The organism is Streptococcus sp. HMSC034E12, from assembly GCF_001835915.1.
GTDB classification, from domain to species: Bacteria; Bacillota; Bacilli; order Lactobacillales; family Streptococcaceae; genus Streptococcus; species Streptococcus vaginalis.
This window is the reverse complement of sequence record NZ_KV826482.1, coordinates 45,157-59,326: the sequence shown is the minus strand read 5'-3', so window position 1 is coordinate 59,326 and position 14,170 is coordinate 45,157. Positions and strand designations below refer to the sequence as shown.

Genomic DNA, 14,170 nt, shown 5'->3' with positions numbered 1-14,170 from the left:
TCTAAATTAAAGTGAGTTAACATCAACCTTAATACCCACACCTTGAGTAGTGGTGATAGTAAGATTTGTTATGTAAGTTCCTTTTACTGTAGCTGGTTTAGCTTTTGCAATCACATCGTGGAATGCTTTGAAGTTTTCAAGCAACTTATCAGCGTCAAATGAAACTTTACCAATGATAGCTTGTACGTTACCTGCACGATCTGCACGGTAAGTAATTTTACCACCTTTAGACTCTTCAACTGCTTTTGCAACATCCATTGTTACAGTACCAGTTTTAGGGTTTGGCATCAAGTTACGTGGTCCAAGGATACGTCCAAGACGTCCGACAAGTGCCATCATATCAGGTGTAGCAATTACGACATCAAAGTCAAGCCAGCCACCGTTGATTTTTGCAACGAGGTCATCTTCACCAACGAAGTCTGCACCAGCAGCTTTTGCTTCTTCTGCTTTTGCACCACGTGCAAAAACAAGCACACGTTGAGTTTTACCAGTTCCGTTTGGAAGAACCATTGCACCACGGATTTGTTGATCCGCTTTTTTCACATCAATGTTCAAGTTATAAGCAACTTCTACAGTTGCGTCAAATTTTGCAAAGTTTGTTTCTTTTGCAAGTGCTACAGCTTCTTCTACACTGTATGCTTTTGTGCTGTCGATTTTTTCAAGAGCAGCACGAAGTTGTTTGCTTTTTTTAGCCATTTTCTATTCTCCTTGTAAGTGGTTCAATCGATTTTCATCTCCCACGTCCTTCTCGAAATGATGAAGTCTTGCGGGTTTGGGTGTTATTGATTAGTCAACAACAGTGAATCCCATAGAACGAGCAGTACCTTCGATCATACGCATTGCAGACTCAAGGTTTGCAGCGTTCAAATCTGGCATCTTAGTTTCAGCAATTTCTTGTACTTGTGCACGAGTAACTGTTGCAACTTTTGTTTTGTTTGGTGTACCTGATCCTTTTTCAACACCTGCAGCTTTTTTCAAAAGAACAGCAGCTGGCGGTGTCTTTGTTACGAAAGTAAATGATTTGTCTTCATATACTGAGATAACAACTGGGATAATCATACCAGCTTGATCAGCTGTACGAGCGTTGAACTCTTTTGTGAATCCCATGATGTTGATACCGGCTTGACCAAGCGCAGGACCAACTGGTGGAGCTGGAGTAGCTTTACCAGCAGGAATTTGCAATTTTACAAGTTTTTCGACTTTTTTAGCCATCTTTAAATCCTCCTTTGTGGTTTTGGCGGTAATGTAAGATTTTTACCTCCCACAAGTATGCTTCTTGCATACCTTTCTATTATACACTAAAACGACTAAATTGCAAGAAAAAATACTAAAAAAATTCTCTATTTTTCTCGATTTTTGTGGTAAAATATGTGTATGACATTATTAAAAATCGCATCTATTTTATTTATCTTTTTAACTATTATTTTAACCATTATTATTACTAAATTATTTCGCTTGAAACGATTTGGCTGGAATTTTGCAGATTTGGCTTTTCCACTTTTTGTGTTGGAATTCTATGTCATCTCTGATAGAGCTTTCTACCACAGTTTCTTGCCAGAATTAGCATTAGCCCTTTCTGCCTTAGCAATTGCCATTACTGTCTACTTTCTTCGAATTAAACGCAGTTTTTACTATCCTAAGTTCTTTAAATTTTTCTGGCGAGCTGGTTTTATTTTGACCTTCTTTCTCTACCTCGCCATGGTGATTGGCTTATTTTTAACAAAATAATAAAAAATATCGGACAGACTCATCTGCTTCCGATATTTTTATATTTAATATTTTGTTGAGAACTTATCAAATAGAGCAAATAACTTATTTGTTATGAATTGGAACAGTCTCATGAGTGATTCTAACATTAAGGAGAGAATGACTATGAGGATAATGGTAATCGGTGAGATTTTGGATAACAAAAAAATAGAGTGAAATAACAAGCCCGAAATCACTAAGCCGATGATGTTAAAGAGTACGACAATAGTTTTCATTCGATTGAGCGGCTGAATAAGCTTGATGATGATAATGAAACCAACCACTGCTAATAAGATAACAGATGATGTCGCAACTTCTTGCGTAGATAATCGAAAAATCCGACCACAAGCCATGACAATCAAAACGGCCAATAAATCAACAAAAGCTGCTGGTATCGCATTCTGTAAAACCGTTCTTATGAAACGCCCTCGAATGCGCTGCTTGTTGGGCTCCAAAGCTAACATAAATCCAGGTACACCAATAGTGAACGCACTAATCAAGGAAACTTGTGATGCTTGCAAAGGATAGGTAAAAGTAAACAAACTGGACAAAATAGCTAGTGAAATGGAAAAGATATTTTTTACAAGAAATAAACTAGCGGAACGCTGAATGTTATTGACAACCCTACGTCCTTCTGTCACAATATGCGGCATATGCGAAAAGTCAGAATCCAGCAAAACAACTTGTGCAATCTGTTTGGTAGCACCGTTGCCTGACTCCATAGCAATGCTGCAATCTGCAGTCTTCATTGCTAAAATATCATTTACACCGTCACCTGTCATTGCAACTTTATGTTGATTAGCTTGAAGTGCTTGAACTAATTTTTGTTTCTGTTGAGGGGTCACTCGACCAAAGACCGTATATTTTTCAACTGCTTGAGTGATTTTTTCATCAGTATCCAAGTTTTGCGCATCTACATAATTTTCAGCATGAGGAATCTCTGCTTTGGTAGCCACTGCAGCAACTGTGACAGGATTATCTCCTGAAATAACTTTGACTTCCACACCTTGAACATCAAAATATGAAAAGGTCTCGGCTGCATTTTCTCGAATTGGATTTTCTAATAAGATGAAGAGTAGGGGTTCTACTGTTTGAGTCAAATCACCTGTAAATGGCTGATCTTTTGATTCAGCAAAAACAAGAACACGTGAGCCGCTTTCTGCATATTGTTGAAAATAGCTGCGATATTCTTCCAACTTTTCTTTTAATACAAACTCTGGAGCACCTAAAATAAAATTGCCTTCTTTGAAAGAAATAGCACCAAACTTGGTCTTTGAACTAAACGGAAAGGTTTTCACTACGGTCCAAGCCTTTTCTACTACTTCTGAAACAAAAAAGTCTCGAATCGCTGCAATCGTTTCATTTTCATCTGGACTTGCTGCCAGATATTGTTTAAGAGCTTCCTGCGAAGCATTCTTGTCTTGCTGAACAGAGAGTACTTGTGCAACTTTCATCGTATTTTCCGTAATGGTTCCTGTCTTATCTACACACAAAACATCTACACGAGAAAGAGACTCAATCCCCTTCATACTGTTTAATAAAACCTGCTGTCTTGCTAGACTAGCTGATCCCAAAGCCAGCGCTAGAGTCATCAAAAGATAAAGCCCTTCTGGAATCATCCCAATAATAGCTCCTACCGTGGAGACAATACTAACTTGAAAACTTTCGTGATTGGTCACATAACTTTGGAAAAATAGAAGAAGCCCTAAAGGAATAATCAAAAATCCAATCACTTTAACCAAATTATTGACCGAACGTACCATTTCAGATTCTTCTTTTCCAGAGACTTCTTTTGCTTTCAACGTCAGTTGATTGATATAGGATTCATCACCTACTTTTTCCAAGCGAGCATAGGCTTTACCAGATACGACAAAACTGCCTGACATAACTGTATCACTTATTTGATTTGCTATTTCATCCGCTTCTCCTGTCAACTGTGATTCATTGACTTTCAATTCACCTGATACAATCTTAGCATCTGCATAGATTTGGTCCCCTGCCGAGAAAAGAACGATATCATCTTGTACTAAATCTTTTGTCTCTAGTTGGATTTCTTTACCGTCTCGCACTGCAATCGCTGTATAGTGATGAAGTAACTGCATGTTGCTCAATATTTTGCGCGCTCTAAGCTCTTGAACAATTCCAATCAAAGAATTGATAATAAGAATAGGTAAAAAAAGTAAATTATTCCATGATTGTACAATAACTAGCAACATAGCAAGGACAAAAAATATAAAATTAAAATAAGTAAACACATTCGACTGAATGATTTGCCAAGTTGTTTTTTCCGTGCTAACTATTACTTTATTGACTAAGCCTTTTTGAATTCGTTCTTCAACCTTTTATTGGCTAAGCCCTGTGTATATCTGTTCTGACATATAGCCTCCATTCACAAATCATATTAGTATTCTATCAAAAAAGTTATCCTTAGGTCATAGAAAAGTCATAAAACTGGAAAACATGAGATTTTTCATACCTTTTCTACAAAACTTTAAAATAGAACAGCTACAAAAAAATCCCAACAGAAATTTGTTAGGAAAGGATGTTACATTTTTTAAACCACACCTATTTAGTTTTAGTTATTCAATAAAACTTTTCTTGGCTTGGTGCCTTCTGCTGGACCGATGACACCCGCAGCTTCTAGCTCTTCCATGAGCCGAGTCGCACGATTAAACCCAACAGACAATCGACGTTGGAGCATTGAAGCACTCGCTTTTTGCGTCTCGATGACTAAAGCCTTGGCTTCTTCAAAGAGTGGATCTCCTTGTTCACTCTCACTACCTGAATCCATGTCATTCTCAGATACTTCGCCTGGGTCAAAATTATCATCATAATCTGCTTCGGCTTGATTCTTAACAAAAGTGACAATGCGCTCTACATCTTCATCGGAAATAAATGAGCCTTGCAGACGGACAGGATGATTTTCATCAATCGGCTTAAAGAGCATATCCCCACGTCCCAAGAGTTTCTCGGCACCATTTTCATCTAGAATCGTTCGGCTATCAGTTCCGCTAGAGACAGCAAAAGCAATCCGCGAAGGAACATTGGCCTTGATGAGCCCAGAGATAACATCAACAGACGGTCGCTGAGTGGCCAAAATCATATGAATACCAGCTGCTCGAGCTTTTTGTCCCAAGCGAATAATGGCATCTTCCACTTCTTTGCTGGCTACCATCATAAGGTCTGCCAACTCATCCACAATGACCACAATCAAGGGAAGAGGAATTTGTTTATATTCTGGTTGACTGGCATTGTACTCGGCTACTTTGGCATTGTAACCTGCAATATTGCGAGCACCGACCTTAGAAAATAGCTCATAGCGATTTTCCATTTCATCTACCACTTTTTGCAAAGCTCGGCTCGCCTTGCGCGGATTAGTCACAACAGGGATCAGCAAGTGAGGAATATCATTATAGACAGACAATTCAACCATTTTTGGATCAACCATCATGAACTTGACTTCATCTGGTCGTGCTTTCATGAGAATACTAGCAATAATGCCGTTGACTGCAACGGATTTTCCAGAACCAGTCGATCCTGCCACCAGCAAATGAGGCATCTTTGCCAAATCAAATGTCCGAACAGAGCCATTGACAGCTTTTCCTAAAGGAATTTCAAGTAATTTCTTGTCGTCTGTCTTAGACTGCTCCCAAAGCTCACGGAAAGTAACCGTCGCAATCTCGGAATTCGGAACTTCAATTCCGACTAAAGATTTGCCCGGAATAGGTGCCTCAATTCGCACATCTTTGGCAGCCAAAGCCAGAGCTAAATCGTCAGCCAGATTGGAAATGCGATTGACCCGCACTCCGACAGCTGGCTTGACCTCGTACTTAGTCACAGACGGTCCGATTTCAGCACGTTCAACGCTAGCACGAATGCCAAAACTAGCAAATGTTTCTTCCAAAATCTTGATATTTTCGCGGACAATTTTCTTTTCTTTGGATTGATTTTTAGGCTTGTCTGGCGCAAATAAATTGATTGTTGGAAGTTTGTAATCTAAACTTTCTTTGGGTGTGAAATTAACCTCAACATCTTCATCTGTGTTATCTTGCTGCTCTTCTTTGTGTTGTTTCTCAGACAAACTCTCATCATAATCATAAATTTCTGGCTCTGCTTCTTCAAACTGAATCGGCGTATGAGCTAAGACCTCATCATCTAAAATTTCTCCCGTTTCAGAATCAATTTGTGGCTCGTCTTGCTCTACCTGAATAGCATTCATCGCTGCTTGCGCAGCTTTTTCTTCTTTTTCGATAAAACGTTGCTGACGCTTTGCTTCTCGCTTCTCACTCCAAGTATGATAGGTTTCACTTAATTTTTCAAAAATATCATAAATCGAATATGGACTGATGAGTAGCGCCCCTAGCAATATTAAGAGGAGTCCGATAAAGTAGGTGCCAATATTTGAAAATAAAAAGGCTATAGGAGTATAGAGTGTCGCTCCTAATAAACCGCCACCAGCAAAAGTACTGACTTTAACAGCTGTCAAATCCGTTAAAATCCGTGACAAGGTTGTACTTAGAACCTGTCCTTTTAAATTTAAAACATTTACAAAATAAGCTTGAAACATAAGCAGCAAGCCAATAAAAATACTGAAAAAGCCTGATTTATACCCTTCATGCTTATTGACCCACTTAAAAAAGAAAAGATAAATGAGACTGGCTATAATAGCCATATAGGCTAAACTTCCTACTAACAATCGAATAAGGTTATATAGAGTGATTCCAACGGCACCCCATTTTAATGCTGCAAAAAGAAGCAAAAAAGCGATACCGAAAGTTGCAAGCATCCTCCGAATGGCTTTTTGCCGCTCCATTTCTGCTTTTGTAGGTCGTCTCGTTGTCCGACCTTTTTTACTATTTTTCTTACTTGCCATAAATTTTATTATACCACAAATTGAACACTAATCCAATGCAAGAAAAAAGCAGAAGCTCCATGCTTCCACTTTTGAAACAACATTGCTTACTTCCATATCACATCATCATTCCCATCATCTTCTGGCAAGACAAACCACAAAATCAAATAAGGGATTAGACCGATTCCATATACAAAAAATGCTACTCCCCAGATCAGTCGTACAATGGTAGGATCAATGTCAAAATAATTTGCTATACCTGCACAGACACCCGCAATTTTCTTATTTCGCACATCTCTTGTCAATCGTTTAGCCATTCTCTGTCCCTCCTTTATAAATCTATTATAACATAAATTTTTTACCATTAAATAAATATCATAAAGAATTTCCATGAACCAATTGTCAAACGTTCATCGTCAGCAAGATTAAAAAAGTTGCTGTTGCAGTTGACCTAAAATAAAGCGAGAAATTGGTCCAACAATCAGAAAATTCAAGGGAAACGCTACAATAAAATTGGTCAACCAAGCTCCAAGGTAATTGGTTACTGAAAGCGGCACGCCGTTAAAAAGCAGATCATAAAGAGACATCAATGAAACCATAATCAGAACCATACCACCTGAAACAACGAGGATCTTCTACCAAGGTTTATGGCGTTCTGTTAAAAAATTAAAAACAAGTCCCTTCACAACTGGTCCTGCCACAAGAAGGTCTAAGAGAAAAGTCTTTTATTTTGTCTAATAGGCTCATTGTTGCCCTCCTTATGTGTTACCCACGCGCAAACCTAGTATTTTAGCATTATCTAATACAAAATATTCGCGGTGTCGCATGTGTGGTCATCTTCTTTGATCACATTAGGATTGTCTGATTTGATAGTTTTCTCATCCCATCTGTACATCTTATGCTCCTCAACAAATATCTTGTTATTCTCTGTATTCAAATAATAAAAGCGACCTTGTGCCAACAATGACTGAAAACTATCAATCATTGTTACCTTTTTGAGTTTAGCTACTGGATGCCATCTGATAGCAAAGTCAAGATACATTTGATTACGCAAAGCACCCTCTGCGCTGTCGATTGTGTATTGCAATACTGGTACTTTATACTTATCCACAATCCGATTGATAAAACTGTTAATATCTTGCGATAGCTGGCTGGGCGCTTTCTTGACAATTTGACCAGCTGGTGAATAGTACCACGTATCAAGTAAGATTGCCATCTCATAAGAGTTTTCAAAGCCCATTTCTTCTAACAATGCTGCTAATTTTGGTTGATGCACTTGCGAGGTCAAAACAACGTTGAGAGCTTTTTTCAACTCTGCTTTTTTGCGTCTCGCAACTCCAGAGGCTTTACCGCCTTTTGATGCAATTTCCCTCTGTTCACTCTTTGTTCGTTGGCTGAATGGCTTTAAGTTTTCTGTTCCATCTCTAGGCAAATTTTGACCTCCTTTCAAACAAAAAATCACAAGTATTTCTACTCATGATTTCATTGTATTTTATAAAAAAGGGGATGTTTTACGCTATTTTTAGGAGCTTTTCAATATTATCGAGTAACTCTCTGTATTTCTCATTGTCATTTTCGTTATTGATTAGATATTCATTTGCGACAATGTTTAGAGATTGATAAAGACCACCCATAATACCAGATTGTTCCTCTGTCATTTTATCTAATTTTGAGTATTTATCATAATACATCTTGCAATTCTCGTAGATGCGTTCATTCAATTTATCATACAAATCAATCATTTTCTATTTCTCCTATCTATTATTTTATTTATATTTCCTTTGAAAGCTCTTATCTCAGCTTCCCAATGGTTAATGTATTCAGTGTCCCGCCCTGTTTTCTTAGCTAACCTTATTTTATCATAATGCTTGTTAATTTGCTTTTGATAACTTGCTATAGCTTTACGTTTGTTTTTAGGTATGCCTGACAAATTTATTTTTGCTCCTCTGCCTCCCATGTTTTAACCTCTTTTTCGTTTATCAATACTTGTGCCAATCCCATTCATTAGAATTAACTACTCTTGATAGTTTCGGATTATATCCTTTAGAGTATTCACCAATAATTTTTCCAATATCATTTTTGGATTTTTTATCTAGGTTCTTATACCCTTTTTGGTTCGCCCATTTTGCTATTGCGTACTCTTCGTTATGAGCTAATATACCGTGAGTCAAGCTGCCATTTTTCTGGAACATTGTAGCAAATGACTTAGCTCCTCTAGGAGTGTTTTCTTTTCTATAAGCAAAATCACTAAATTTACTAATTTCTTTTGCTCTATTAAAGGATGGTTTTGAGTTATTTTTAGGGGCATCCCTTTTCTGCTCTATTTTAAAATATCCTGCTTTTATCAGTCTTCTCCGCTCAGCTCTGGTTATAGAAGGTTTAGATTTATAAAAATTAAAATAATGTGCAATAACTGAACCACACAAAAAGCTGATGTGAAAGGAAAATATTATGGGATTGTTTGCACAACGTTGTCCTTATTGTATGTCAACTGATATTGAGTTTATGAACCAAGAAAGAAAAGGTTTCAATGGTCTTGTAGGATGTATAGGTTTTCTGATAGCTTGGCCATTGGTATTGCTTGGCCTTGTTGGAAAAAACGGAAAAAACAATTGGCACTGTAAAAACTGTGGTAGAACATTTAAAGCAAAATAAAAAGTTTTAGTGGGGTGAAATTTTGGATAGACAAGAAGACTTGGAATTGTTGTCAGCGTCATCTAGCAGATTACTTGAGTTAATCAAGCGTAACCCTCAATATCATAAATCTTTAGGAATGGGGCAAAGTTTTTCAAACTATGTCAATCAACTCGAAAGAGATATTAAACAATATAGACGACGCTATAAAAAATATCTACCCGGTACAATTGTTTATGTTCACTTTGGAATGAATTTTGGGGAAGAATTTTCAAAAACACATTTCGCTATTACCCTATCTAAAAACGATCACAAAAAGAAAAGGACAATAACTGTTGTACCGCTTACCTCAAAGTCAGGAAAAGATAAACTCAAACTTGATTTCAATTTTTCAAGAGAATTATTTCATATGACACATCAAGTTGCGGTTGAAAATAGTAAAAAAGTAGACCAAACATTGCTCGATGAAATCAATTCAGCATTACCATCTAGAATTGAACCAACGACGATTCTTTTATCTTTCTTGCCTCTCATAAAAAGAACCCGCTCTCCATTCGTTCATTTAATTCTGTACTTGCTTCCACAGAAGAAGAGTTACATTTCAAAAAGCATTTAACTAGCCACATATTCAGACATTCTCACATCTCTTTGTTATCCGAGTTAAACCTGCCGCTTAAGGTAATTATGGAACGAGTAGGACACTCTGATCCAAAAACTACTCTAGCTATTTATAATCACGTCACAAAAAACGCAAGAAAAAAAGCTATAGACGCTCTAAACAAGTTATAATCTTTTGCCCCTTTTTTGCCCCTCCTTGCCTTTAATCATGTTTCAGACAATAGTAAAACCCTTGATATTACAAGGGTTTTAGTTATATATACCATCATGCTACACATAAGGGCTGTAAAAAATAATAATTCCTTAAAATTCTTCGGCATAAAAACTCCATTTCTTTGTTGATAAACGCTATTTTAGCACAAAAAATTTTTTTCTCGTAAGCGAATTTACAAAACTTTTCATAAGAAAATATTTTCATACTCAAAACGATTGAGCTATCTTTACATCAAAAAGATAGTCCGATAGTACCTTTCAGTTAGCAGAGACAACCTCTCAAAAGATTTGAAAAAGGCTTTTACTTATAGTAAAATGTGAATAGTTCAACATTCAGAAAGGAAATCTATGAAAAAATTACTTATCTTAGGACTGGCTGCTGGTTTATTTTTGACAGGTTGTACCAATTTACAAAGAGCTATCAGAGGAAATGACTATGTAGACTCCAGTCTTGCTTCCGAATCCAGCTCAAAAGCAGCTGAAAAACAAAAAGAAGAGCAAAAAGCTGCTTTGACCGATAAAAATGCTCATTTCCCACAGTTGTCTGACAAGGTCGCTAACGATGAAGCGGAAGTGAAAATAACCACAACTGAAGGTATTATCTCCTTGAAGCTCTTTCCAAAATATGCTCCACTTGCAGTTGAAAATTTCTTAACGCACGCTAAAGAAGGTTATTATAACGGTGTAACTTTCCACCGTGTCATTAAGGATTTCATGATTCAAACAGGAGATCCTAAAGGAGACGGGACTGGTGGTGAGTCCATTTGGAAAGGCAAAAACTCTAAGATCGACTCTGGAAGTGGCTTTAAAACAGAGATTTCGTCTTATCTCTACAATATCCGTGGTGCATTAGCCATGGCTCGTTCTTCCAATCCAAATTCCAACGGTAGTCAATTTTTCATCAACCAAAACACCAAGGACAGTTCGAGTCAACTCTCTAGCACAATTTATCCTGAAAAAATTATTGAAGCCTATAAAAAAGGTGGAAATCCAAGTTTAGATGGAAATTACACTGTCTTTGGGCAAGTCATTTCTGGCATGGATGTCGTGGATAAAATCGCTACGACTGAGACAGGCGAAAACGACAAACCCAAAAAAGAAATCAAAATCGAGAAAATTGAAGTCATTAAGGACTATACACTTAAGAAATAATTACAAAACGAAGAAGCTGGGATAAAAGTCCGACCTCAAATATAAAAAGCGAACAAAACTAGTTTTCTGGTAATCAGAATTCTGCTTTGTTCGCTTTTCGCATTTAATTATAGATTTGAAGGGCTTAATAATTAAGATTTTTCAAAATTGAAATCTTTTTGTCCCAAACTCTCGTTTACTTTCTAGAATAAAACTCAATACGCAGTAGTTGAGCGCTCTATATGCACTGATGCTATCAGCTTTTACAGACTTACTCCTCATTTTCTTTATTCTCACATTAATTGATTAAAATCCCAAATCTGATCTACCCATCCTTCGTAGAAGTCAGGCTCATGGCAGACCATGAGAATACTGGCTTTGTACGCTTGGAGAGCGCGTTTGAGTTCATCTTTGGCATCCACATCGAGGTGATTCGTAGGCTCATCCAGTACTAAGACATTATTTTCTCGGTTCATCAGGAGACAGAGGCGGACCTTGGCCTGCTCCCCACCTGAAAGAACCTGGATCTGGCTTTCAATATGCTTTGAGGTCAGACCGCAGCGAGCCAGAGCAGCACGAACTTCCGCTTGATTGAGTGACGGGAAAGCATCCCAAACAGCTTCCAGAGGAGTCTGGCGATTACCACCAGCTGTCTCTTGCTCAAAATAGCCCAATTCCAGATAGTCTCCACGTTCTACTTGACCAGCTATTGGAGGAATGATACCTAGCAAACTCTTTAGCAGGGTGGTTTTTCCGATTCCGTTAGCTCCTATAATGGCAACTTTCTGATTACGCTCAAAAGTTAAATTAAGCGGTGAAGTTAATGGACGATCGTAACCAATTTTCAAATCCTGAGTTTGAAAGATAAAGCGCCCTGGTGTACGAGCCATTTTGAAGTCAAAGGAGGGCTTAGGCTTCTCGCCCTGCAGTTCAATCAGTTCCATTTTGTCTAATTTTTTCTGGCGGGACATGGCCATATTACGGGTCGCCACACGGGCTTTATTGCGAGCTACAAAGTCCTTGAGGTCTGCAATTTCCTTCTGCTGACGCTCATAAGCTGCTTCCAGCTGAGATTTTTTCATCTCGTAGACTTCTAAGAATTGATAATAATCACCAGAATAGCGGGTCAAGTTTTGATTTTCTACATGGTAGACGATATTGATTACATCGTTTAAGAAAGGAATATCATGGGAAATGAGCACGAAAGCATTTTCATAATTTTGCAGATAGCGCTTGAGCCAATCAATATGCTCTGCGTCCAAATAGTTGGTAGGCTCATCTAAGAGCAAGATGTCTGGTTTTTGAAGGAGAAGTTTTGCTAAGAGCACCTTGGTTCGTTGACCTCCAGAAAGAGCGGTGACATCCGTTTCCATACCGTAATCCATAACCCCTAAAGCACGAGCTACCTCATCAATCTTAGCATCTAAAGTATAAAAGTCTCGACTTTCCAATCGCTCCTGCAATTCACCCACTTCTTCCATAAGGACATCAACATCAGCTCCATCTTCTGCCATAGCCAGATATATATCATTGATCCGAGCTTCAGTCTTGAAAAGTTCATCAAAAGCAGTCCGCAACACATCACGCACGGATTGACCTTCTTTCAACACAGCATGCTGATCCAAGTAACCAGCTGTCACATACTTAGACCACTCAACCTTGCCTTCATCTGGCAACAATTGACCAGTTACAATGCTCATAAAGGTGGACTTTCCTTCACCGTTGGCTCCAACTAAGCCGATATGCTCACCCTTCAGCAGACGAAAGGATACATCCTCAAAAATAGCCCGGTCTCCAAAACCGTGGCTGAGATTTTTTACTTCTAAGATACTCATCTTTTCTCCTCTATCATTGATTACAGTTTCTTGATTATACCATCAAAAGGGATTTTTTGGCAAGGTAGAACAAATGAAAAGCGAGACTGCTTCATTCTCGCTTGCTTTCATCTAATTCAAATGATGGGTGTGTTTGGTAATCCACTGGGTTAGCTTGATATTAAGCCAAAAACCATAAATGCCAAAAGTAATGATCGTCAAGAGCCACCACTTCACCCAATTTCCAAAAAGCTGCATCGCAGTACCATCAAAATAGAGACGGTGTCCGTCAATGACTGTGTGCTTAATCTTCCAATTATACAGGATACACATGCCCCAAGGAGCACAGATACCCAACGTCATGACAGTAATCAAAATGGCTAAGATGACATGACCAATGTAAGAAAAGAGGCCACCGTCGAAATAAGATTCTTTATACACTATATTCTCCTTGTCTAAACCAATTCTTTCAGAAATTGAATCAGAGTGTCTGCTGAGCGCTTGCCAGCTTCATGAATAAATTCGTCAAAGCTAATATTGGCGTCATGAGAAGCTGTATCACTCATGGCCCGAATAACCATAAAAGGTAGCCCAATCGAATGCGTAGCCTGAGCGACGGCTGCGCCCTCCATCTCAACCGCTAGAACGTCTGGAAAGTGTCCTTTGATACGGTCAATCTTGTCCTGACTGGCAATAAAGCTATCCCCTGTTGCAATCAAGCCAACGCGACTTGTCTGATGTGTCTTTTCTAAAGTCTTTTTCATCTCAGAAACCAAATAACGGCTCGCTTCAAAATAAAGTGGCTGGCGTGCCATTTGTCCGTATTCATAGCCAAAAGCTGTTACATCTACATCATGGTACACTAGCCGGTCAGCCACTACAATATCGCCGATTTGCAAACCTTCAGCTACCGCACCAGCAGAACCTGTATTGATGACAGCCGTCACTTTAAACTCATTGACCAAAACAGCCACGCTCATAGCAGACATAACCTTGCCGATCCCGCTTTCCACCAGCACAACTTCATGACGACCGATATTTCCCGTATGATAAACATGCCCCAAACGTAAGTGTTTTTCGGCATTTTCCAAGTTTTCCACTAAAATTTTTAGTTCCTCAGGCATGGCCGCAATAATTCCGATTTTCATTATTTCCTCTCATT

17 protein-coding genes and 2 pseudogenes are annotated in these 14,170 nt (G+C 38.3%); 5 read left to right on the top strand and 14 right to left on the bottom strand.

What is annotated here, in order from left to right:
* Positions 1–6: 6 nt before the first annotated feature.
* On the bottom strand, positions 7–696 hold the full coding sequence (gene rplA / locus HMPREF2574_RS09695) for a 50S ribosomal protein L1 (protein WP_024051988.1): 690 nt from the start codon (positions 694–696) through the stop codon (positions 7–9).
* Between the two features lie 90 nt (positions 697–786).
* A complete protein-coding gene (gene rplK, locus HMPREF2574_RS09690; RefSeq protein WP_003025466.1) occupies positions 787–1,212 on the bottom strand; it encodes a 50S ribosomal protein L11 in 426 nt (141 codons plus the stop codon).
* A 162-nt stretch (positions 1,213–1,374) separates the two neighbouring features.
* On the opposite strand from rplK, the gene HMPREF2574_RS09685 reads away from it, so the two are divergent.
* Positions 1,375–1,728, top strand: coding sequence for a DUF3397 family protein (locus HMPREF2574_RS09685; protein ID WP_042754001.1), 354 nt, complete (start codon positions 1,375–1,377; stop codon positions 1,726–1,728).
* Positions 1,729–1,772: 44 nt separating this feature from the next.
* Here the strand turns inward: HMPREF2574_RS09685 and HMPREF2574_RS09680 are convergent, their stop codons facing one another.
* From HMPREF2574_RS09680 to HMPREF2574_RS09645, 9 genes and pseudogenes are all read right to left on the bottom strand, one after another.
* Positions 1,773–4,073: an HAD-IC family P-type ATPase gene (locus tag HMPREF2574_RS09680; protein WP_257374317.1), complete on the bottom strand. Its 2,301-nt coding sequence runs from the start codon at positions 4,071–4,073 to the stop codon at positions 1,773–1,775.
* Between the two features lie 248 nt (positions 4,074–4,321).
* Complete coding sequence (locus tag HMPREF2574_RS09675; protein ID WP_070812518.1) at positions 4,322–6,619, bottom strand: DNA translocase FtsK; 2,298 nt, start codon at positions 6,617–6,619, stop codon at positions 4,322–4,324.
* Positions 6,620–6,705: 86 nt separating this feature from the next.
* Positions 6,706–6,915 carry a PspC domain-containing protein gene (locus tag HMPREF2574_RS09670; RefSeq protein ID WP_022525195.1) on the bottom strand — a complete coding sequence of 70 codons (210 nt, stop codon included), beginning with the start codon at positions 6,913–6,915 and terminating at the stop codon, positions 6,706–6,708.
* A gap of 108 nt (positions 6,916–7,023) precedes the next feature.
* Positions 7,024–7,209 (bottom strand): DUF2798 domain-containing protein, encoded by a 186-nt coding sequence (locus HMPREF2574_RS09665; RefSeq protein ID WP_042754003.1) that lies wholly within the window; start codon positions 7,207–7,209, stop codon positions 7,024–7,026.
* A 147-nt stretch (positions 7,210–7,356) separates the two neighbouring features.
* Positions 7,357–7,808: pseudogene (locus tag HMPREF2574_RS10325) on the bottom strand (terminase large subunit); the annotation flags it as partial.
* 126 nt (positions 7,809–7,934) lie between these two features.
* Positions 7,935–8,060: pseudogene (locus tag HMPREF2574_RS11010) on the bottom strand (KGG domain-containing protein); the annotation flags it as partial.
* 49 nt (positions 8,061–8,109) lie between these two features.
* On the bottom strand, positions 8,110–8,340 hold the full coding sequence (locus HMPREF2574_RS09655) for a hypothetical protein (RefSeq protein WP_070241577.1): 231 nt from the start codon (positions 8,338–8,340) through the stop codon (positions 8,110–8,112).
* On the bottom strand, positions 8,337–8,555 hold the full coding sequence (locus tag HMPREF2574_RS09650) for a hypothetical protein (RefSeq protein WP_049507591.1): 219 nt from the start codon (positions 8,553–8,555) through the stop codon (positions 8,337–8,339). The genes HMPREF2574_RS09655 and HMPREF2574_RS09650 overlap by 4 nt, the downstream gene beginning before the upstream one ends.
* Before the next feature lie 22 nt (positions 8,556–8,577).
* Positions 8,578–9,024: a hypothetical protein gene (locus HMPREF2574_RS09645; RefSeq protein WP_024051994.1), complete on the bottom strand. Its 447-nt coding sequence runs from the start codon at positions 9,022–9,024 to the stop codon at positions 8,578–8,580.
* 25 nt (positions 9,025–9,049) lie between these two features.
* On the opposite strand from HMPREF2574_RS09645, the gene HMPREF2574_RS09640 reads away from it, so the two are divergent.
* The 4 genes from HMPREF2574_RS09640 (at position 9,050) to HMPREF2574_RS09630 (ending at position 11,215) form a co-directional block, all read left to right on the top strand.
* Positions 9,050–9,253 (top strand): hypothetical protein, encoded by a 204-nt coding sequence (locus HMPREF2574_RS09640; protein WP_024051995.1) that lies wholly within the window; start codon positions 9,050–9,052, stop codon positions 9,251–9,253.
* A 22-nt stretch (positions 9,254–9,275) separates the two neighbouring features.
* Positions 9,276–9,848 carry a type II toxin-antitoxin system PemK/MazF family toxin gene (locus HMPREF2574_RS09635; RefSeq protein WP_024051996.1) on the top strand — a complete coding sequence of 191 codons (573 nt, stop codon included), beginning with the start codon at positions 9,276–9,278 and terminating at the stop codon, positions 9,846–9,848.
* Entirely contained in the window at positions 9,749–10,021 is a 273-nt protein-coding gene (locus HMPREF2574_RS10315; protein WP_081333900.1) for a tyrosine-type recombinase/integrase, read from the top strand. The genes HMPREF2574_RS09635 and HMPREF2574_RS10315 overlap by 100 nt, the downstream gene beginning before the upstream one ends.
* Positions 10,022–10,411: 390 nt before the next feature.
* Positions 10,412–11,215 carry a peptidylprolyl isomerase gene (locus tag HMPREF2574_RS09630; RefSeq protein ID WP_024051998.1) on the top strand — a complete coding sequence of 268 codons (804 nt, stop codon included), beginning with the start codon at positions 10,412–10,414 and terminating at the stop codon, positions 11,213–11,215.
* A gap of 272 nt (positions 11,216–11,487) precedes the next feature.
* Here the strand turns inward: HMPREF2574_RS09630 and HMPREF2574_RS09625 are convergent, their stop codons facing one another.
* The 3 genes from HMPREF2574_RS09625 to HMPREF2574_RS09615 all read right to left on the bottom strand — a co-directional run bounded on the left by HMPREF2574_RS09625 (position 11,488) and on the right by HMPREF2574_RS09615 (position 14,156).
* Entirely contained in the window at positions 11,488–13,029 is a 1,542-nt protein-coding gene (locus tag HMPREF2574_RS09625) for an ABC-F family ATP-binding cassette domain-containing protein (protein WP_070812516.1), read from the bottom strand.
* Between the two features lie 111 nt (positions 13,030–13,140).
* Positions 13,141–13,449, bottom strand: coding sequence for a DUF898 family protein (locus HMPREF2574_RS09620; RefSeq protein WP_024052000.1), 309 nt, complete (start codon positions 13,447–13,449; stop codon positions 13,141–13,143).
* A gap of 14 nt (positions 13,450–13,463) precedes the next feature.
* Positions 13,464–14,156 carry a 5'-methylthioadenosine/adenosylhomocysteine nucleosidase gene (locus HMPREF2574_RS09615; RefSeq protein WP_070812515.1) on the bottom strand — a complete coding sequence of 231 codons (693 nt, stop codon included), beginning with the start codon at positions 14,154–14,156 and terminating at the stop codon, positions 13,464–13,466.
* Positions 14,157–14,170 lie beyond the last annotated feature (14 nt).

Bases quoted from the DNA above. Each gene is read 5' to 3' on its own strand.
- HMPREF2574_RS09640 (WP_024051995.1), top strand. From the start codon at position 9,050: ATGGGATTGTTTGCACAACGTTGTCCTTATTGTATGTCAACTGATATT.
- rplK (WP_003025466.1), bottom strand. From the start codon at position 1,212: ATGGCTAAAAAAGTCGAAAAACTTGTAAAATTGCAAATTCCTGCTGGT.
- HMPREF2574_RS09675 (WP_070812518.1), bottom strand. From the start codon at position 6,619: ATGGCAAGTAAGAAAAATAGTAAAAAAGGTCGGACAACGAGACGACCT.
- HMPREF2574_RS09670 (WP_022525195.1), bottom strand. From the start codon at position 6,915: ATGGCTAAACGATTGACAAGAGATGTGCGAAATAAGAAAATTGCGGGT.
- HMPREF2574_RS09630 (WP_024051998.1), top strand. From the start codon at position 10,412: ATGAAAAAATTACTTATCTTAGGACTGGCTGCTGGTTTATTTTTGACA.
- HMPREF2574_RS09655 (WP_070241577.1), bottom strand. From the start codon at position 8,340: ATGATTGATTTGTATGATAAATTGAATGAACGCATCTACGAGAATTGC.
- rplA (WP_024051988.1), bottom strand. From the start codon at position 696: ATGGCTAAAAAAAGCAAACAACTTCGTGCTGCTCTTGAAAAAATCGAC.
- HMPREF2574_RS09685 (WP_042754001.1), top strand. From the start codon at position 1,375: ATGACATTATTAAAAATCGCATCTATTTTATTTATCTTTTTAACTATT.
- HMPREF2574_RS09650 (WP_049507591.1), bottom strand. From the start codon at position 8,555: ATGGGAGGCAGAGGAGCAAAAATAAATTTGTCAGGCATACCTAAAAAC.
- HMPREF2574_RS09625 (WP_070812516.1), bottom strand. From the start codon at position 13,029: ATGAGTATCTTAGAAGTAAAAAATCTCAGCCACGGTTTTGGAGACCGG.
- HMPREF2574_RS09615 (WP_070812515.1), bottom strand. From the start codon at position 14,156: ATGAAAATCGGAATTATTGCGGCCATGCCTGAGGAACTAAAAATTTTA.
- HMPREF2574_RS09665 (WP_042754003.1), bottom strand. From the start codon at position 7,209: ATGGTTCTGATTATGGTTTCATTGATGTCTCTTTATGATCTGCTTTTT.